The sequence below is a fragment of the Pseudomonas sp. Marseille-QA0892 genome (genome assembly GCF_054950135.1).
This window is the reverse complement of record NZ_CM143104.1, coordinates 2,194,688-2,214,341: the sequence shown is the minus strand read 5'-3', so window position 1 is coordinate 2,214,341 and position 19,654 is coordinate 2,194,688. Positions and strand designations below refer to the sequence as shown.

The following is a 19,654-nucleotide window of genomic DNA, read 5'->3' as shown; positions in this document are numbered from 1 at the left end:
GCCGTGCGATTCGATTGCATGGCGTGTCTCAAAGAGAGCAGCCAGCGAGGCTGCTCTCTTCGTTTGTGAGAGTTGAAAATGACTGACGCCCAGACCGCTGCCGAACGTATCGCTGCATTACGCACAGAGATCGAACAACACAACTACCGTTATTACGTGCTCGATGAGCCCAGCGTGCCTGATGCCGAATATGACCGGCTGTTCAAGGAGCTGCGCGCACTCGAGGCCGAACATCCTCAGCTCGTGACGCCCGAATCACCGACACAGCGTGTCGGCGGGGAGGCGCTGACGGTCTTTGGTACGGTGAAGCACGAAGTGCCGATGCTGAGCCTAGGCAATGCATTCGAAGAGCAGGACCTGATCGATTTCGCGAGGCGTGTTCGCGAAGGTTTGGATTTCCCCACTGATGGCCTCTTCGCTGACGGCGGCAAGGTGGAATACAGCTGCGAACCCAAGCTCGACGGCCTTGCGGTCAGCCTGCTTTACGAGAATGGCCAGTTGGTACGCGGAGCCACCCGCGGGGATGGCACGACCGGCGAAGACATCACTGCAAACGTGCGGACAATACGGAACATTCCATTGAAACTTCATGGCAGCGGCTGGCCCGCCGTGCTTGAAGTGCGTGGTGAGATCTTCATGTCGAAAGCCGGCTTTGAAAAGCTCAACGCGCGACAGGCTGAAAGCGGCGGCAAAACATTCGCCAATCCGCGCAATGCGGCAGCCGGCAGCCTGCGCCAGCTGGATTCCCGTATCACGGCTAGCCGCCCGCTTGAATTATGCGCATATGGTGTCGGCCGCAGCGACGGCGACTTGCCTCGTACCCATTACGACCTGCTACAGGCATTGAAAACCTGGGGACTGCCGATCAGCAGAGAGCTGAAAAAGGCCAACGACATCGAAGACTGCCTGGCGTATTACCGGGATATCGGAGAGCGCCGCGACAATCTTGCGTATGAGATCGACGGTGTCGTGTTCAAGGTCAACGACATTGGTCAGCAGCGCGAGCTCGGGTTCCGCGCAAGGGAACCGCGCTGGGCAATCGCACACAAGTTTCCGGCGCGCGAGGAAGTGACGCAGTTACTGGATGTCGAGTTTCAGGTTGGCCGTACCGGCGCGATCACACCGGTCGCCCGGTTGCAGCCCGTCCAGGTCGCAGGCGTCACGGTCTCCAATGCCACGTTGCACAACATGGATGAGGTCGCGCGCCTTGGGGTAATGATTGGCGATACCGTGATCGTCCGCCGTGCAGGTGACGTCATTCCTCAGATCCTGGGGGTGATAGCCGATCGCCGCCCCGAGGATGCGCGACCCGTCGGTGTGCCTACGCACTGCCCCGTGTGTGGTTCGGATGTCGAGCGTACGCAGTTGATCAAGCGCAGCAAGGGCCGCGAGATCGCCACCGAGGGGTCGATCTATCGCTGCGTGGGCCGCTTGACGTGCCAGGCGCAGCTCAAGCAGGCGATCATTCACTTTGTTTCCCGTCGCGCGATGGATATCGACGGCCTGGGCGACAAGATTGTCGAACAGCTGGTGGATAAGGGGCTGGTCAAGTCACCGGCTGACCTCTACACCCTGAGCTACGAGCAGGTGTTCGAACTTGAAGGCTTTGCCGACCAGTCCTCGCGGAATCTTCTTGCCTCCATCGACAGCAGCCGGAAGCCGACACTGGCCCGTTTCATCTACGCGCTTGGCATCCCCGAGGTCGGTGAGGAGACGGCGAAACTGCTGGCGCGCGCGCTGGGCAATATGGACCGCCTTTCCCGTGCCGTGCCCGAGGTGCTGACCTATCTTCCGGACATCGGGCATGAGGTCGCGTACGAAATACACCGGTTTTTTGCAGAAGAGCACAACCAGACGGTCATCCAGCAGTTACGCGAGCGCGGCGTGGAGATCCAGGACGAAGGAGATGTGCATCCAGAATATGCCGCGAGCACGACGCTGGCGGGCTTTCTCGATAAGTTGGATATCCCATATGTAGCCACTACAGGCGCGAAGAATCTTGCGGATCGATTCGGTTCGCTCGATGCCATCATTAACGCGGACTGGCTCGACCTTAGCGCCATGAAGGGCCTTAACGAACGGGCCAAGCAATCGATCCGGACGTTCTTCGGCGATGCGGAACGTGCCGGAAAGGCCAGGACGATCGAAGCTCAGCTGCGTGAATTCGGCATGCATTGGGAAAGCGAGCGAAAGGCCATCGAGGGACTGCCGCTGGCAGGTCAGACGTGGGTGCTGACCGGTACATTGGAAAGCATGAGCCGAGATGCGGCCAAGGAGCAACTCGAGGCACTCGGGGCGAAGGTTGCCGGCTCGGTTTCGGCCAAGACGACCTGTGTGGTTGCTGGCCCTGGCGCAGGTTCGAAATTGGCGAAGGCCAATCAGCTTGGGCTGACCGTGCTCGATGAAGAAGGATTTATCGCGCGCCTGGCCGAACTGCGATAGTACGTGTGAATGAACGCGTCCTGGCCGGCATATTGAGTGTGTCGTCCAGGTCGGTTTGCGTTGTACCGACCGTTGTAGAAGGAGCCATTCGTGGCCGCGCTGGATGCGATTCTTCCGATCTTTCTCTTGATCGTATTGGGTTACGGGCTTTGCCGGGCCAACGTTCTGCCCGCTGACACGGCCAAAGGCATTAGCCTACTGGCCTTCAAGCTGTTTCTGCCGTGCGTACTGCTGACCGGGCTCGCCGATGCGCCGCTGCGCGAAGGGTTCTCACCTACGCTGCTGCTTGCCTATTTCGTGCCAGCGCTCGCCGTTTTCATCGTCACCAACATTGTCGTCCAGCGGCGGTTCGGCGTAGCGACCTCACTCGGGTTGGCGGCAAGCTATTCCAACAACGTGCTTATCGGCATTCCGCTGATCGGTGCGCTGTTCGGAGACGCAGGGCTGATCTACACGTTCAGCATCCTGACCTTTCACGCATTGACGCTGTTCTCGTTCCAGAGCGTCTATACGGCCGCTTCGGGTGCGGGCGGCTTCGACAAGCGTGCCCTGATGCAAAACCTGGCCAACCCGCTTCTGATTGGCATCCTCATCGGCCTGACGATCAACCTGACCGGCATTACGCTCCCGGATTCGGTCGATCACGTACTGCACTGGATGGCCAAGGCGGCGTTGCCGTGTGCGCTGATCATGCTAGGGATGAACCTGTCGACCTTCAAACTCAAGCCCAGCCAGACGGCGGTCGTCCTGAGTGTAGTCAAGCTGGTGGCGATGCCGGCTGCGGTACTCCTGCTTTGCCTGGCGGCAGGGCTCAATCCGTTGGCACGCGCCGTCCTGGTACTGATGGCCGCGAACCCGGCCGGGGTGAACGTACTGGCGTTTGCCAGGACACCGGATGACGTTCGCATCAACAGTTCCACTGTCCTGGTTACGACGGTCGTTTCGGTCATCAGCCTGCCAGCCTGGATGGCGCTGCTGGACTGGATTGGGTAGCGTCTGAGCGGGTAGAGGCGGGCGAACGGCGCGTTGATGTGGACCCTACAGGCGGTGCGGGAAACGAGCAACCCTGCCTGAGGCATGTACGAGGATATGGCAACAAGGTCATGGCCACTTCGGGGCTGCGCCCGGTGACGTAAGCCAATTTGATTCTCCAGGTGCGCGGCGATGGTTGGGTACAGGCTTAGGCGATCGTCTGGATCTTCCGCGGAAGATTCCATCCAGATAGGGTCCTAGTAGCGTGCGCTGTCCCCTTTAGCGTCGGCACGCCGATCCATGCTGGCGATCGCTCATCGCGTGCAGGGCGGGCTCGCTGGCGATAACGGGCTGTTTATCGCCAGCGAGCCTGACACCTGATGACGATTCAGGCGGTGGGTTTGAAGGCCGCTGCGTCCTCCTCGTCGTGTGGTGTATCCGGCATCAGTTCCAGGACGGTATGGCTCGTTCGCAGCATGGGGACGAAATGTCCCGGTTCGCCGCTGACCAGATCGCTGACATGGGCCCTGCGATACAAGGCGTAGGCAAGCAGGAGTCCGAACATGAGGGCGAAATACAGGGGCAGGGCGCGTGGGCCAATCAGGTCCATCATCACGCCTGCAATCAGTGGCCCGAATGCGGCGCCCCCGCCGTTGAGCATGAGCAAGCCTGCGGAACCAGAGAGGATCTCATCGGGGTTCAGCTGATCAATCAGCTGCGCCATCGCGATCGGATAGATGGCGAATGACAACCCGCCGAAGAGGAACATCATGGCCATTAGGGGCCGTCCGGCCGGTAGCACCGCAATGACCAGGCTGACCAGGACTGCCAAAGCGACTACCCAGGTCAATACGCGTCGTCGGTCGAATCGATCTGAGAGCTTGCCAACCGGGATCTGTAAGACCGCGCCGCCCAGGATGGTCACGCTCATCACCAGGCCAATGTCGCTGGCGCTAAAGCCCTGTAGTCGAGCGTAAACCGGAGCCATGCCCCAGAAGGCACCCAGTGCAAGCCCGGACAAAAGCGCGGCGGTAACCGCAATCGGTGCGACGTTGAAGAGTTCACGGACATTCGAGTTGGGTGTGTCCGGCACAGGCGGTTGCGCTTGCTTTGTGACGGCAAGCGGCATCAGTGCGCAGCAGATAAGTACCGACGCGACGGCGAAGAGTGTGAAATTCAGCGGGTCATCAAGCTGAAGCAATTGCTGCGCAATCGCGAGCGATCCGAGGTTGACGACCATGTAGATCGCGAATACCTGGCCTCGCTCTTCGCTGGGCGTTTGTGCGTTCAGCCAGCTTTCTACCACCGTATAGAGCGTCACCAGCGCGACGCCATAAAGCACCCGCAGCACCATCCAGACCCAGATGTTCACCACTAGCACATGCATGAGCGCAATGGCCGCGGCCAGGGCCGCATAAAACGCGAATACACGGATGTGTCCCACGCGTCGAATCAGCGGTCGCGCAATCCAGATACCAAGCAAAAAGCCAACGAAATAGCCAGACATGGCCATGCCGAGCAAGGTGGAGGAATATCCCTCGGCTGAGCCGCGAACGGTTAACAAGGTGTTGAGAAGGCCATTGCCAAGCAGCAACAGGGCAACTCCGCACAGCAGCGAGCTGATGGGTAGAAGCAGTGATGGCATACGCGATATACCTAACAGACGTGAGTTCAATAGCAAGCGCAAGGTTTACGGAAAACGGCCCGTTTCTTGAGCTTAATATCTGATTTGAAAGGGAAAAAATTGTTTCGAGACAATCATCCTAGTCGTACGAGATGACCGTCCGAAGTCAGCCGGTTACGGCGCAAGGCCGCCGAAGGACCACTGGAGCTGGCCTCGAATCGGGCAGGGTGTGCTGCATTCAGGGGGCGCCAACCTCGAACGCTACGATGGATTTCCTCGTCGATTCCTCCTTACGCCTCGTTTCGGAGCGGTATCGTAGGCGCGAGGCGCGATAGAGGGAGGCCGGCCATGGCAGGCCATCAATGCCTTGGGGGTTCAGCATTCGATACAGCGCGAGAAAGGCGATATGTCCGCGTCCGATAGCTGCACGGCCGGCATCAACCATGGGGCTCGCACGGTGATCACCGCGTTCCCGAATGCACTGACAGACGCCTTGCCGGTCGATATTGAGCAGGCCCACTTGCTCGACGTCGCAGCGGTGCTGCAGCGCGCGCCTTCTGGTACGAGTAGTGACGTCGTCAATTCCTAGCGTCCAGACCCATTTGTCGAGCGGGTTCATTCATCCTCCAGCCAAAGTAATTGTGTTGCGACCGATCGCTCAGTCGGCGAACCCGGTGGCATGCGACTAATTTGGAGAAGCGGATGCTGCTCGAAATTCAATGAAAGTCGTTGCGGATGGCCGACCGAGCATTGCGCCAATACATCGGCCCGCTTAGAGGGGTGGCAACGGCGGGCCGCTCGGCTAGACGAGCCAGTGCCGTGCAACCAAATACCGTCTTGGGTACGGTAGTTGGTACGGCTCACGAATGGTGGGCTGTAGGCAGATCATTGCCTGTCGAAACTGGAGCGTCTTAAGCCGTTGCCAGTTTTGATGCAGCTCCGTCGCGGTCGTTGCCGGGTGCATCCCTGCACGGTGCATATGGGACGCGACGGCTAGGCCAGCATCTCCGCAAACGCCTTGTCGGCCTCCAGCACGGCAGGCAGGTCTGTAAACAGCTTATCCAGGTCGATACCTTCGAACAGCGGCCCATCGAGTAATTGACGGGACTCGGGAGAAAGGCCGCCTTGCTGAGTAATGGCCTCGCATATGAGCGATGCCTGGGCGAGGATCCGCGCATACGGACAATCCGTCGGTGCCTGGCTCGGCCTTGCCTGATAGGCGATCGCGTTCTGAATGGACGGTGGCAGATTCCAGCGCCGCGCGAGTTCTGCGCCCACTTCCGGGTAGCTGAACCCAAGTTGCAGCGTTTCTTCAGCCGCACGTCCAGCGCCGTCGCGACGAGCCTTGAGCTTTGCTGCCAGATCGGGCGCGCCGGTCTGGATAAGCAGCTCGCCGATGTTGTGCATCATGCCGCAGCTGAACGCCGTGTCTGTATCCAGCTTTGCCTGCTTGGCCAGGAGCCGGCTAACGCTGGCCACCCGGAAGCTATCGCCCCAGAACTGCTTGAGATCGAAATTGGGCGCGGCCTTGAACGCGCTCGTTACGCCAGAAGCCAGGACCAGTGTGCGCAGCGTGTTGAAGCCCAGACGCATGGCGGCGTCTTCGATGCTCGAGGATTCACGCGCGCCTCGGAAGCGGGCGGAATTCGCCAGGCGGAGCACCTTGGCGGAGATGACGGGGTCACGTTCGATATTACGTGCAACGCTTTCCAGGTTCGACGACGGATTGTCGAACTGCTGGATCAGGTCCTGTACGACCTTCGGGATACTGGGCAGTGTATGCAGTTCGGCGAACAGGCTATTGATATCCATGCGGCGTTTCCGTATCTGACAAGGGATCCCAGAAGCATAGGTCGTATCAAGCCGCTTGCCAGTGCCGTCCAGCGCATTACAAAGCGGCTTGTGTCAGGCCTGGTCGCGGATCATTTCGGGTAGAGCGGCGGCAGGCTGGCGTCCTCTTCCTGCGTGCCTTCCGGGCGAACCGGTGGTGGCAATTCGCGGATCGCTCGCCATAAGCCGGTGCCCTGCCATTGATGCCCGGATTCGCTGTAGAGCGCACCGTTCAAACCATTCAAGGCGTCCGAGAGGGGTTCGAACCGCGCAGCCATCTCAGCAAGCGTCTCAGGTTGCTGACGTGCCCAGGCGTCCAGTGCGTGACGTGTGGCATGGGTGTCGTTGGCCTGGCAGGCCTTGCGTAGATCGTCCAGCAAGGTGCGGTTGTCTGGGCCCGCTGGCGCTGCGGCGAGAACAGCGGGTTTGCGACGGGCTCGCCACCACAAGCCGAATCCGAGCAGAGTGGTGCAGAAAAAAACGAAACTGAGCGCCTGCCATGGCCAGGGGCGGCTAGACAAAATTGGCTCCGTGCCGTTGGCGACGGTCGGGAGGCGTTGGGCGCCGTAGGCCGGGTCCGGTATCGCGGTGAGCGTCCGTCCAGAAAGCCTGGTTCGCTCCAGGCGATCGAGCGCTGTATTCCACCAGACGACTTCGATCGGCGGTATCTCGTAGCTACCCGCACGGGTCGGCACGAGCGCCTGGCTTTCTTCGCGGCTGCCAATGATCCCGTTGTCTTCGCTCTGATTGGCCAGACGAGGCTGATCGGCGTAGCTACGGATGCCGTCAAGGTCGAAATTCGGCAATGTGGGAAGCTGCGCGCTGGACAAGCCCTCTGCGCGCAGCATGAGATTACGTGTCAATGATTCGCCCACCAGCGCATCGACCTCCAATGGGTCTGGCGTCCACACTTCGGTCAGCGTGAGCGAGCGGGCCGGTAGCCAGAGGGCGTCCGCCGGATAATCGGCTGGCTTGGGCCTTACGTGCAGCGGGATGCTCGGCGACTGGACACGCGTCGTCTTCCCGGGCCGTGGACCGAACGGCGTGAAGGTGTTGGGGACAGACCGATCAACCAGTGTCGCGCTGAATTCCTGTGCCGGGATGTTGATCTCGCCGCTCCGCTGAGGATAGATCGCGTACCTCAGTTCGATCACGCCGTGCCGCACACCACCGATGACCTGCTCATACGTGCGTGTGTCGCCGAGCTTTTCGACGTGCGCGTCCGGCATCTGCAGCGGCGTCAGGCTGCTGTCGTCGTATAGCGACACGGAGTGGAATATCCGCAGCGTCAGCACGACCTGCGCTTGAACGTAGGGGGAGTCCTGATCGAGGCTTGCGTCGATGAAGACGGGCGCAAGTGCTTCGCCATTGGGAGTGGCTGCTTCGTGCACATGCAAGGTGATGGGTTCGCTTTTGGCCTCGCCAAGGGCAATTGGCGGGATGACGACGTAGCCGGTGCGCGTCGGTTGCAGAGTGATCATCCAGCGTGTGGCCGGCGCTCTGGTCTGCCCAGAGGTCGTTATCTTTACCTGGCGCGAGCCCAATACGTCGAATAGGTCATGGAGCGGGGACAGGTCCGGCTTGCCGAAGGCCGCCGGGTCATCGGTCTCCAATGTGAGTTCGACCGTCTCCCCCTGGCTCAGGTTGAGCCGATCGACGCTAGCCACGAGCATGGCTGCCGGTGCGCCCACGCTGGTCAGGCAAAGCAGCAAGGCGAGCAGAAAGCGCGTCACGGTGTGGCGTCCTGGCGTTGCTGCTGCTCGTACCAGAATTTCCGGCGGAGCAGCTCGGAGGGGTCATCCGGAATCTGGCGAAGCCAGAGCTCAAGTGCCTGCTGGCGTTCGCCGCGCTGGTTGGACCCTTCAGCGTCCGAGAGTTCGGTATCCTGCCGGGTTTGGGGCGCCTCTTGATTGGGCGTTTGCGGCATCAGTTCATCACTCTGTTCACCCTGTTCGGCACCGCCCTCGGTGCCGGGCGAAGCTTCGACCTCATTCGGGGTCGTTTGCTCCGAAGCGATGTCATCGTCTGCTTCGGCAGGTTGCGGGGCGTCACCTTCGGTACTGCTTTCTTCGGCTGGTTCACGTGCTCTGAGCACATCCTCGACCAGCTTCCGGTTGGTCTCGGCCTGTTCAAGTGAAGGATCGAGCTTGAGTGCCTGATCGTACGCATCGATGGCGGCTTCGAGTTTGCCGGCAAGCGCAAGCGCGTTTCCGAGGTTGTAGCGGTCCGTCGCAGACTGTCCGTGACCGAACGCCTCGGCTGCGGCGTCGTAGTCGCCCGCCTGGTATTGAGCGAACGCGCGCCACTGAGGATTGCGAAACCGCTCTGCGGCGTCGCCGGGCCTGTCGGCTTCGAGCAGACGTTCGCCTTGTTGATCGGGGCGTAGCCAGAGGTCGCGCCATTCGAAGGCATACGCCGGTTGGGGAATCCAGGCCAGCAGGGGTAGTACAAGAATCCAGCCGCGGCGGCCGGCCACGCACGCCACCAGCAGCAATGGCAACAGGAGCCAGTGCCCCTGGTCTACCCAAAGTGCAAAGCGTCTGACTTCAGCCTGATGCCGTGCATCGCCCGCCACGGTGAGCAGGTCGAGACTGCGCAGATCCGAATCGCTGACTTCTGCCGTCATGTAGCGACCATGCACTTCAGCGGCGAAGCTCTGGAGGTTCAGCGCATCCAGGCGCGGTACGTGAATTGCTCCGTTTGGATCACGCACGAAGCCGCCATCGGCAATGGCAATCGGTGCTCCTTGAGCCGTCCCGAAGCCCAGGATGTTAAACGGATTCGAGCGCCCTCGAAGGACCTGAACGATACCGGCACGCTCCTCGTCGTTCAGGGCCGACGTCAGCAGCACCAGCCGCCCCCGGCCCTGCGCACCCTGGTCGAGCAGCGCCAGAGCGCGCGCCACTGCCAGATCAGCGCGGTGGCCGGGTTCCGGCATGATCGCGGGTGTCACGGCACCAAGCAGATTACGGGTCGTTGCCGTATCGTCCGATAGCGGTACGAGGGTATGTGCGCTGCCGGCATACACGACGATCCCCGTCTGAGCGTCGTGTCGCGCCTCCAGCAAATCGAGCAGCTTGCGTTTGGCGTGCTCCATGCGGGACGGCGATAGGTCGTCCGCGAGCATGTCCTGGCTGGTATCGAGAATGACCACCAGCGGGTCTGCCCGCTTCAGCATGGGCTGCTCGAAATGCTGCCAGCTCGGCCCGGCGAGAGCGAGCGTCGCAAGCAGCCAGGCAACGCCAAGTACGATCCACGGCTTGCGGCTGCCGCGTCGGCTTTGGCCTGTCAGCAGAACACCATGGAAGGCCTCGGGCAGCAATGTGTGCCAGCGACCGGTTGTGCGTGAACGGCGCCATAGCCAAAGCAGGAGAAGCGCCAGCAAGGGAATAAGCAGTAGCCAGAGAGGGCGGGCCCAATGTGTCCAGAGCAGCGTCATGGCTTGTTTCTGCCTGGCAGCCAAAGTGCCGTCATGGGCCCGAGCCGCGTGATCAGCATCAACACCGAAAGCAGGAGAGCTATCCCTAGGGGCCAGGGATAGAGCGGCTCGGCAAAGCGTGTTTCGGACGTCTGCGCCTGTACGGGTTCGAGCTGGTCCAAAGCCTCCTCGACAATCGCGAGCTCTTCATGCGTACGCGCACGAAAGTATTGGCCTCCCGTCGTGCTCGCTATGGATTGCAGCAGCGACTCGTCAAGGTCGAACCCTGGTGTGAAGCCGAAAAGACCTGGGCTTTCAGCACCCGGATCGGCGCCGACGCCGATGGTATAGATCCGAACGTTTTCCTCGGCAGCCAATCGCGCAGCCGTCTGTGGCGACAATGTACTGCCGTTGTCGGCACCGTCAGTGACGAGGATGAGGACGCGGCTGTCGGAGGGCTGTTCACGCAAGCGCTTGACCGCGAGACCGATTGTGTCGCCGATCGCAGTGTTCTTCCCAGCGATACCGATGATTGACTCTTCGAGCCAGCTACGGACGGTGCGGCGGTCGAAGGTCAGCGGTGCCTGGAGGTAGGCGCGACTGCCGAAGAGGATTAGCCCAATGCGGTCCCCGGCGCGTCCCTCGATGAAGTCGCCCAGCAAGTGTTTCACGAGGACCAGGCGGCTGGTTGGCTGCCCGTTCCATTCCATGTCGGGAAAGTCCATTGAGCCCGACACATCGACTGCCAGGAGTAGGTCGCGGCCGCTGGTAGGCTGAGGCATTGGATCACCGAGCCACTGAGGGCGCGCCGCCGCCAACAGCAGCAAGACCCAGATGACGATGAGCGGAAGCTGGCGCCGCCAGTTCGGCGCCTGCCCACGGGCATGTCGGCCGGGCAGTGCCTGAAGCTCAGGCATGAATGTGACATGAAGCGCCGGCTCTCGCTTGCTCGCGGCGGGCAGCAGCCAGCGTATGACCCAGGGCAAGGGCGCCAGCAGGAAGACCCAAGGCCACGCGAACTCAAACATGCTTGCGAATCCAGATCTCGATGGCATGACTGAGCTCATCGATGGCTCGATCATCGAGGCGGCATTCGGAGCGATAGGCACCGTCAACCAGGATCATCCAGCGAGTCAGTCCGGCGGCAGGGCAGCGGGAGTCCAGGTAGGCGAGCCAGGCGCGGCCGCTCAACGTCTGGCTGCGCTGCTCGGGATAGCGCGCCTTGCAAAGGCGTTTCAGAAGCCCGTTGAGATGTTGCAGCCAGGGCCCAGCATTTTCACCGTAGGGCGCGGGGAGATCGGCCAGTTCATCGAGCGCAGCCTGTCGTACAGGGTCGACGTCAGCGGTTTCGGCCGGCATTGCATTGGGCGTGCTGCGACGATTTCGTGACAGCCGTCGCCAGCTGAACCAGGCGAGCAGTGGTAGCAGGATCGCGACCAGCCACCAGCCCGGCGCAGGGGGCCACCAGGCAATCGGCGGCGGCGCGATCAGGGGTTCGAGCTGATCGAGCGGATTCATCGGTGCCGTCCCGGGATGCGCGCGTCGAGCTGATCCCGCAGCTGATCAACCACATCCGACTCGGTGCTCAGCGGCAACAACATGACGTTCAGGCGTTGGGCCAGGTCCACCCAGCGAGCGCTACGGGCCTTTGCAGCGGATGCGTAGGCATCGCGCAGCGCAGGCGCGTCGGTGTCCAGTTGAAGGCGTTTGCCTGACTGATGAAATCGCAGCAAGCCGGCGGAGGGCAGGGCGTGGTCGAGCGGATCATGGATGGGTAGAAGCATAAGCTCGACGTGGCGGGCCATCAGCGCCAACTGCTGCTCGGCCGCATCGTCAATGGCGCGCTCGTCGCACAGGATGATCGCGAGACTGCCGGGGCGCAGCACTTCCCGCGCGCGTCGCAAGGCCTGGACGAACGCATCCGCCGATGCCGCCTCGCCTGGCTGCAGGCCCTGGTTCAGGCGTTCCAGACGATCAAGCAGCTGAAGAAGGCTTTGCTTGCTGCGCCGGGGCTTGACCTGGTGGTGCGCTGTGTCGCTGAAGACCAGGCCGCCAATACGATCGTTATGGTCGAGACTCGCCCAGCCCAGTAGCGCTGCTGCGCGCGCGCAGACGACTGATTTCAGGGCCAGCCCGCTTCCGAAGAACAGGCGCTGGCTTTGTTCGGCCAGGATGAAGACCGGACGCTCACGCTCTTCATGAAAAAGCTTGGTATGGGGCACCTGGGTGCGAGCGGTGACGCGCCAATCGATGTTGCGAACGTCGTCGCCGGCCTGATAGACCCGCACCTGATCGAAATCCACGCCGCGGCCCCTCAGGCGCGAATGGTGAACGCCGGTCAGCGGGCTGCCGCGGTTGGGCATGGAGAACAGACGTATCTCACGGACCCGATGACGCATTCCGATGAGGTTCGCGAGCGTGACGCGGATCTTCGCGTCGTCTTGGGCCGTTGGCGACGGTTCGGGCGAATGGCCCTGCGCCTGTACCTCCATCAGCCAACCGCTACCGTATCGAGAATCCGTTGGACGACGCGATCCTGGTCTACGCCTGCCGCTTCGGCTTCGAACGATAGGATCACGCGGTGGCGCAACACATCGAACAGAACCGTCTGGATGTCCTCGGGGCTGACAAAATCGCGCCCGGCCAGCCAGGCGTGAGCACGTGCGCAGCGGTCGAGGGCGATTGAGCCGCGCGGGCTCGACCCATAGGTGATCCACTCCGCCAGTTCGCTATCGAATCTGGCCGGCGTTCGGGTCGCCATGATCAGCTGGACCAGGTACTCCTCCACGGCGTCAGCCATGTAGAGCCCGAGAATTTCCTTGCGCGCTGAAAAGATCGCCTGCTGACTGACCTTGTGCGGCGGAGCGCTTTCGCCGTTCAGGGCTTCGCCGCGGGCTTGCTGCAGGATCTTGCGTTCGACGGAGGCATCCGGGAAGCCGATCTTCACATGCATCAGGAAGCGGTCGAGCTGCGCCTCAGGGAGCGGATAGGTGCCTTCCTGCTCGATGGGGTTCTGCGTCGCCATGACCAGAAATAGCGGCGGCAGCTCGTATGTGCTGCGTCCCACGCTGACCTGTCTTTCGGCCATGCCTTCGAGCAGCGCGGATTGCACCTTTGCAGGGGCCCGATTGATCTCATCGGCAAGTACGAGATTATGGAAGATCGGCCCTTGTTGAAACACGAAGCTACCTGTCTCCGGCCGATAGATCTCGGTACCGGTGATGTCCGCGGGCAGCAGGTCGGGCGTGAATTGAATGCGATGGAACTCGGCTTCAACGCCTTCGGCAAGGTCTTTGATCGCCTTGGTCTTGGCAAGGCCTGGGGCGCCCTCCACGAGCATATGGCCATCGGCGAGCAGTGCAATCAGCAGCCGATCCACCAGCTTTTCCTGGCCGAGGATCTGGCTCGACAGGTATTGGCGCAATGCGTTGAGCGCCTCTCGGTGTTCCATAGGTCGGGGTTCCGCAGCGGACGAGGCGCGGATCATCCGCGCAGGTGGCACATCTTAACGAAGGCGTTCGGCTGCCGCCAAGCACGCTCCGGAGAACCCGCCTTCGTCATGGTCGGTCCGCAGCCTGGTTCCACTGAGCGAGCAATTGGCGATGGGCGCGCTGGGCGGCGTCCTGCCCGACGGGGCGGAGCGTCACACATTCATCCGGAAGGCACTGGGCCAGGCGGGCAACCGATGCTGGCGTCAGAGCGCCCAGCCGGGGATAGCCGCCTATCGTTTGCCGATCATTCATCAATACGATGGGCTGGCCGTCTGCCGGAACCTGTACCGCTCCTAATGGAATGCCCTCCGAGACCATGCCAGTACGAAGGCAGCGCAGGACCGGACCCAGCAACCGGATGCCCATGCGATCGCCACGGCTGTCCAGCCGCCATTGGCTGTTGAACGCATCGAACAGGCTTTCGCCGGCGAAGTCTCCGATTTGCGCGCCCAGTACCAGGTCGAGTGCAGCGGGCCGGCTGAAGTCGGGAAGGCGGTGATTCTCCGCACGCTTCACCCGGGCTGACTCGCGCAGACACGTCAGGATGTCGCCTGTCTTCAATGGCTCGCCATCACCGTCGAGGCCACCCAATGACTCGCGATGGACGGTGGCAACGCTGTCCATAACCTGAGTCGCCGTGAAACCGCCCGGTGCCGTCAGGTACGCGCGGGCGCCACGGCGCGGCTGCGTGAACGCCAGTCGCTGTCCGCGTTTGAGTTCAAAGGGCTGCCACGGGGCCTGCGGTTGCCCACCCACGGTCGCGCCTAGATCGGCCCCGCCGATGACCAGCGTCACATTGGTCATGGCTTCGACCGTGAAGCTTCCTAACGTGATCTCGACCGCGGCCGCGCCCAGCGGGTTGCCGAGCAGCCAGTTGGCCCAGTGCAGCGAGACCCAGTCGAGGGCACCACCCTGTGTAACGCCAAGATGGCGGACGCCGAAGCGACCGCTGTCCTGCAGCGTGACGAGCGGAGTGCTCTGTTCAACGCGCAACGCGTTCATGCCGAGTCTCCCATTACCGGCGGTAGTGGCGTGTCATCGCCGCCCAATGCCATGAACGTAGCGTGATCGACCGGCATAAAGCGGACCTTGTCTCCAGGTAACAGGAGGCTGCCATCGGCTGTGGTGAAAAGCGTCGTCGGTGTCCGGCCAAGGATGTTCCAGCCGCCGGGTGAGACGACGGGATAGGCCGCTGTCTGGCGTTCCGCGATGGCGACGCTGCCCGCGGCAATGCGTTTGCGGGGCGTGCTGAGCCGAGGGGTGGCAAGTGTCGGATCGACCAGCCCCATGAAGGCGAAACCCGGCGCGAAGCCGAGCGCGAAGACGTGATAATCGTGCTCGTGATGGCGCCGAATGACCTCATCGACGTCTATCCCGGCTCGCTCCGCAACGTAGGCCAGCTCCGGCCCGACACTGGGGTCATACCAGACCGGAACCTCATGTGTACGACCCGCGCCCGATTGAACCGGCGCCAGCCCGTCCGTTGCGGCTATAAGTGCCCTACGAGCCTCGGCTGCGCCCAGTTGCTGCAGGTCATACTGGACCATTACCGTGGTGTAGGACGGCACCAGGTCGATAAGGGCGGGACCCAATACCTCGCGGATGCGCTCCACGGCGGCCAGAAGCCACGGCGTGTTTTCTTCTTCAATGCCGTCGAAGAGCCGCAGTAACAGACAGTCGATACCGACGACCTCGATCCTGATATTCATGCCGTCTCCAGCGCGTGTAACGCCTCGCGGATGCGCTTGACGGCGGCAATCGAACCGGCGTTGTCACCGTGCACGCAGAGCGTGTCGCTCGCCAGGTTCAGCGCGCTGCCGTCATTGGCCGTAAGGGCTTCGCCGCGTGCGAACGTCACCGCTTGCGAAACGATCACATCGCTGTCGTGATGCACAGCCCCTTCGATACGTCGGGAAACCAGAAAGCCCTTCGCGTCGTAGGCGCGGTCCGCGAAGGTCTCGAACCACAGCGTGATACCCGCTTCGTCGGCGAGCGCCTGCGCCTGGCTGTTATCGGCAGTGCTCATGACCATCACCGGCAGGGACGCGTCATAGCGCGCGACGGCTCGAAAAACCGCCCGGAGCGTTCCGGGCTGGCGCATCATGTCCTGGTAGAGCGCACCGTGCGGCTTGACGTACTGCACGCGGGTGCCTTCGGCGCGGCAGATCCCATCCAGTGCACCGATCTGGTAGAGCATCATCGCTTCGACTTCGTCCGGCGTGCAGGCCATGGACCGGCGTCCAAAACCAACCAGGTCCGGATAGGCCGGATGCGCGCCGATGCGTACGCCATGCGCTACCGCCAGGCGCACGGTGTTCACCATGATTTGCGGATCGGAGGCGTGGAACCCGCAGGCGATATTCGCACAGTCGATATAAGGCATGACGTCGGCGTCCAGACCCATCTTCCAGGCGCCAAAACTTTCACCGATATCGCAATTGAGTAGCAGTGCGGGCATGAAACTGTCCTCTCGTCCGGGTGCTCGGGGTTAGAGCCATGGGCCGATTGTTGGAAGCGCCTTGCGGCCTGTCCAACTAATAAAAGCGGACGCCCGCCATAAGAAAAGTCGATTTGGCAACGTTGAGAGGAGGGGGCAACCGGCGGCCCATGTCGTGCGAGTTGTGGAAAGGGGTAGCGATAAGGCGGAGCCAGCCGTGCGGGACACGGCTGGCGATGGCGTCAGGCGATCTGGAAGCGGCCTGTGGTCTGGTTGAGCGCATCGACCCGAGCAGAGAGGCCGCGGGTATGCTCATCGAGTGCAAGGCGAAGATCTCGCGTCTCGCGGTTGCTGTGATTGATTTCCTCCATCTTGCCGGCGATGTCTTCGGTGGTTGCGGAGATTTCCTCGATGGCGACAACGACCTGCGTCATCTCTTCGCTGAGGCGGTCCATCGACTGGGTGATCACATTGATGGCCTCGGCTGCCTGGCCGGCCTGCCGCTCACCCTCTGTCGAAAGGCGTACGCCCTCGCTCATGAGACTGTCCATGCTGCCCGTCTGCTGCTTCAGTTCGTCAATGATGCGCCCGATATCGGTCGTGGCTGACACGGTCTTTTGCGCAAGTGAACGCACTTCATCGGCAACGACGGAGAACCCGCGGCCGGCCTCGCCCGCGCGGGCCGCCTCGATTGCCGCGTTCAGGGCCAGCAGGTTGGTCTGGTCGGCCAGGCTGTTGATCACATCGACAATGCCGCTCACGCGTCCGCTGGACTGGATCAGCTCATTCACCTGTGCGTGAGTGGTCTGGATCAGGCGCGACAGGGCGCGAATGCTTTCTGTATTCGCCATGATCACACTGGCACCGGTTCTTGCCGAATCATGCGCGTGTTGGGTGGCATCGCCAACATCCGAGGCACGGCGGGCCATCTCGTTCACTGTAGCCGCAATCTGATGCGACGCGGATGCCGCTTGTTCGGTCTGGCTTTCGAGGTGACTGCTGTTGCTGTCGAGGCGCTGCATGGCGTCGCTCAGGTAGCCATGCAGGCGGGTCAGCTCGCGATTACCGTCGAGCACCTGCCCGATAAGGGACGATATTCCACGCGTCATGCCGTTGGTGCCCTGGCCCAGCTGGTTGAATTCGTCGCGCGGATTGCGGCCGACTTCGACGTTCACGCGGAGGTCGCCGTTGGCGACGCGAGACAACTGCTGGATAACGGTGGTGAGCTGCTTCATCAAACGGCTGGAAGCCTGGCCGATGGCGATGATGAGGAAGGCCGCGATGAGAATAAAGGCTATACCCAGAATCCAGTAGGCCGACTGGCGTGTCTGCTCAGCCTGGGCAAGCGTCTTGGCGAGGATGCCGTTACGCAGCGCCTGTTGCTGTGCGCTGACGAGGCCTGATAGTTGCTGACCCTGGGCTTCAAGCTGTTTCTCGTCCGCCACGATCTGACTGATTATCGCGTCGGCGCGATCGAAATTCGCGGCGAAGGTTTCGGTGTTTTCGCCGATCTGACTATCCATCCAGTCGAGTTCGATCAGTTTGCTACGCAGGTCCGCTATGGCCTTGCGCGCTTTCTCGGCGTAGCGGCCGTCCAGCGAGGTGAAATAATCCCGCTGGCTGGCGAGTGCTGTTGTAATGAAGGGCTGGATGAGCGCAATCGAAATGGCCTCGAGCGGCGCGGCGATCTCAGCCGCTGTCTTGCGTTCGCCCGATGTCTGGTCCAGGCCGAAACGTTGATTCAGGTCGAGCCATTCCGCTTGGATCCTGGCGTTTTCCTTTACGGCCGCCTCGATGGCCTTCGCCCGACTTTCCAAGTCCGCATCGCCAAGCGGGCGAGCTTGCTCGACAAGGGCACTGGCTTGCTGGGGAAGGCTGTTGAGTCGGTTGCGGTAAGCCTCGATCGTGGAGGCGTCGAGGTATCCACGCATGGTCTCGGTTTTTAGCCACTCGTTCAGAAGCGTAGTGGTAAGCCGGTCGTAGTCGGTCGCGCGTTGCTGCGCTTCCATGGCGGAGCCGAGGTTTCTGTTCGCCCATAGCGCCGATGCCGCCATGAGGGCAAGGCCTAACAGCGTGATGACGATCAACAGGCGAAATTTCTGCTTCCATGACAGGAACAACAGCATGATGGCTCCTTGATATTTATATTTGTAACGGGGCGAACCCTACTGCTTGATCGGCAGGTGCACCAGAACCTTGAGGCGGAAATTCATCCGCTCGTAGATCAATATGAACCGTCTATCCACTTGAGACCTGCTGAATCCATTCGGCTCCGACGCTGTCCTGTAGCGGTTATGGAAAGAGCCAATAAGGCGCGGGGGTGTCAGGCCTGGCATACATGCTGCAGATCGACCAGGCATGAAGGCGCGCGTGCCGCCTTTCGAATCATCGAATTCAGGTCAGACATGAACATCCGATTCCTTGAAACCTTCGTCTGGGTGGCCCGCCTGAAGAGCTTCAGGCTGACAGCGGAGAAGCTCTTCAGTACCCAGGCCTCGATCTCTAGCCGCATCGCAGCGCTTGAAGAAGAGCTGGGCGCCAAGCTCTTCCTGCGTGATTCGAAAGGGGTGACCCTCACGCCCGAGGGGATGCGGGTACTGGAGTACGCCGAACATATGCTCGATACCATGCAGGCGCTCAAGCGGTCGCTGAACGATCCGAATGATGTCCAGGGCCGTGTTCGTATCGGTGCAATGGATACCGTCATTCACACCTGGTTGAGTCCTTTCGTAGCGAAAATCATGGAGCGCTACCCCTCGGTCGAGATCGAGCTGACGGCCGACACCGCGCGAAACCTGTGCGAGCAACTCGACAAGGGCTATCTGGATGTCGTGTTCCAGACCGACATGCTGCGCCGCGATACCGTGCGCAACCAGAACTTGGCTCGCTACACCGTCCAATGGATCGTTCCGACCGGCTCCATCTACGACAGACCCTACGGTTCGCTGGAAGCGATGGTAGGCGAGCGCCTCATCACGTTCTCAAAGAACTCCACACCGCATCAGGATATTCTCAACCTTCTGCACACGGCGAATATCACAGCCGCGCGGGTCAGCTGCGTGAACTCGGTTGCGGCCATGACCCGGCTCATCCATGACGGTTTCGGTATCGGCGCCTTGCCGCCAGCGCTCGTGCCGATCGATCTCGCGCAAGGCACGCTGCGCATCCTCGATGACGTCCCGCCACCGCCACCCATGGATATCGTCGCTACCTGGCGGACAGGTGTGGGGCTCGAGCTGAATGAGCAGATGGTCGCGCTTGCCCAGGATGTCATTGAAGGCTACGTCGCCGACGTCGCCCCCGGCTTCATCGAATTGACGCCTTCAGCGAACCACACGGAGAGTCGCGCGCTGGCCTGAGTCATCTACGGGTCGTGGTTTCGGTTCGCGCAATGTTCAGTCCATTCGCCCCTGCGCCCTTTATTAGGGCGCAGGACGGCC

Annotated in this window: 16 protein-coding genes; 4 read left to right on the top strand and 12 right to left on the bottom strand. The window is 61.6% G+C overall.

All coding sequences use genetic code 11. The annotated features are described in order from the left end of the window. Nucleotides 1-78 precede the first annotated feature (78 nt). Nucleotides 79-2,442 (top strand): NAD-dependent DNA ligase LigA, encoded by a 2,364-nt coding sequence (gene ligA, locus ACY8D3_RS10245; protein ID WP_462383978.1) that lies wholly within the window; start codon nucleotides 79-81, stop codon nucleotides 2,440-2,442. Nucleotides 2,443-2,532: 90 nt separating this feature from the next. Next, nucleotides 2,533-3,435, top strand: coding sequence for an AEC family transporter (locus ACY8D3_RS10240; protein ID WP_462383976.1), 903 nt, complete (start codon nucleotides 2,533-2,535; stop codon nucleotides 3,433-3,435). Nucleotides 3,436-3,802: 367 nt separating this feature from the next. On the opposite strand, the gene ACY8D3_RS10235 is transcribed toward ACY8D3_RS10240, so the two are convergent. Then, nucleotides 3,803-5,059, bottom strand: coding sequence for an MFS transporter (locus tag ACY8D3_RS10235; protein WP_462383975.1), 1,257 nt, complete (start codon nucleotides 5,057-5,059; stop codon nucleotides 3,803-3,805). Nucleotides 5,060-5,444: 385 nt separating this feature from the next. On the opposite strand from ACY8D3_RS10235, the gene ACY8D3_RS10230 reads away from it, so the two are divergent. After that, nucleotides 5,445-5,627 carry a hypothetical protein gene (locus ACY8D3_RS10230; protein WP_462383973.1) on the top strand — a complete coding sequence of 61 codons (183 nt, stop codon included), beginning with the start codon at nucleotides 5,445-5,447 and terminating at the stop codon, nucleotides 5,625-5,627. Between the two features lie 404 nt (nucleotides 5,628-6,031). Here ACY8D3_RS10230 and ACY8D3_RS10225 read toward each other — a convergent pair whose 3' ends face one another. The 11 genes from ACY8D3_RS10225 to ACY8D3_RS10175 form a co-directional block, all read right to left on the bottom strand. Continuing rightward, a complete protein-coding gene (locus ACY8D3_RS10225) occupies nucleotides 6,032-6,850 on the bottom strand; it encodes an HDOD domain-containing protein (RefSeq protein WP_462383971.1) in 819 nt (272 codons plus the stop codon). A gap of 110 nt (nucleotides 6,851-6,960) precedes the next feature. Next, complete coding sequence (locus ACY8D3_RS10220) at nucleotides 6,961-8,601, bottom strand: BatD family protein (RefSeq protein WP_462383970.1); 1,641 nt, start codon at nucleotides 8,599-8,601, stop codon at nucleotides 6,961-6,963. Further along, the gene (locus ACY8D3_RS10215) at nucleotides 8,598-10,307 is read right to left on the bottom strand and encodes a VWA domain-containing protein (RefSeq protein ID WP_462383968.1); all 1,710 of its coding nucleotides are present in this window, start codon (nucleotides 10,305-10,307) and stop codon (nucleotides 8,598-8,600) included. Before ACY8D3_RS10215 ends, ACY8D3_RS10220 begins: the two co-directional genes overlap by 4 nt. Next, nucleotides 10,304-11,314: a vWA domain-containing protein gene (locus ACY8D3_RS10210; RefSeq protein WP_462383966.1), complete on the bottom strand. Its 1,011-nt coding sequence runs from the start codon at nucleotides 11,312-11,314 to the stop codon at nucleotides 10,304-10,306. Before ACY8D3_RS10210 ends, ACY8D3_RS10215 begins: the two co-directional genes overlap by 4 nt. Continuing rightward, nucleotides 11,307-11,804, bottom strand: coding sequence for a DUF4381 domain-containing protein (locus ACY8D3_RS10205; protein ID WP_462383964.1), 498 nt, complete (start codon nucleotides 11,802-11,804; stop codon nucleotides 11,307-11,309). Before ACY8D3_RS10205 ends, ACY8D3_RS10210 begins: the two co-directional genes overlap by 8 nt. Further along, the gene (locus ACY8D3_RS10200; RefSeq protein WP_462383962.1) at nucleotides 11,801-12,778 is read right to left on the bottom strand and encodes a DUF58 domain-containing protein; all 978 of its coding nucleotides are present in this window, start codon (nucleotides 12,776-12,778) and stop codon (nucleotides 11,801-11,803) included. Before ACY8D3_RS10200 ends, ACY8D3_RS10205 begins: the two co-directional genes overlap by 4 nt. Continuing rightward, nucleotides 12,778-13,737 carry an AAA family ATPase gene (locus tag ACY8D3_RS10195; RefSeq protein WP_462383960.1) on the bottom strand — a complete coding sequence of 320 codons (960 nt, stop codon included), beginning with the start codon at nucleotides 13,735-13,737 and terminating at the stop codon, nucleotides 12,778-12,780. Before ACY8D3_RS10195 ends, ACY8D3_RS10200 begins: the two co-directional genes overlap by 1 nt. A 106-nt stretch (nucleotides 13,738-13,843) precedes the next feature. After that, nucleotides 13,844-14,779, bottom strand: a complete 936-nt coding sequence (locus ACY8D3_RS10190; RefSeq protein WP_462383958.1) for a 5-oxoprolinase subunit C family protein — start codon at nucleotides 14,777-14,779, stop codon at nucleotides 13,844-13,846. After that, the gene (locus ACY8D3_RS10185) at nucleotides 14,776-15,486 is read right to left on the bottom strand and encodes a 5-oxoprolinase subunit B family protein (RefSeq protein ID WP_462383957.1); all 711 of its coding nucleotides are present in this window, start codon (nucleotides 15,484-15,486) and stop codon (nucleotides 14,776-14,778) included. The genes ACY8D3_RS10190 and ACY8D3_RS10185 overlap by 4 nt, the downstream gene beginning before the upstream one ends. Then, nucleotides 15,483-16,235, bottom strand: coding sequence for a 5-oxoprolinase subunit PxpA (locus tag ACY8D3_RS10180; protein ID WP_462383955.1), 753 nt, complete (start codon nucleotides 16,233-16,235; stop codon nucleotides 15,483-15,485). The genes ACY8D3_RS10185 and ACY8D3_RS10180 overlap by 4 nt, the downstream gene beginning before the upstream one ends. Before the next feature lie 221 nt (nucleotides 16,236-16,456). After that, a complete protein-coding gene (locus ACY8D3_RS10175) occupies nucleotides 16,457-18,340 on the bottom strand; it encodes a methyl-accepting chemotaxis protein (protein WP_462383953.1) in 1,884 nt (627 codons plus the stop codon). 279 nt (nucleotides 18,341-18,619) lie between these two features. Between ACY8D3_RS10175 and ACY8D3_RS10170 the strand changes: the two genes are divergently transcribed. Beyond that, complete coding sequence (locus ACY8D3_RS10170; protein ID WP_462383951.1) at nucleotides 18,620-19,573, top strand: LysR family transcriptional regulator; 954 nt, start codon at nucleotides 18,620-18,622, stop codon at nucleotides 19,571-19,573. The last annotated feature ends 81 nt before the right edge of the window (nucleotides 19,574-19,654 follow it).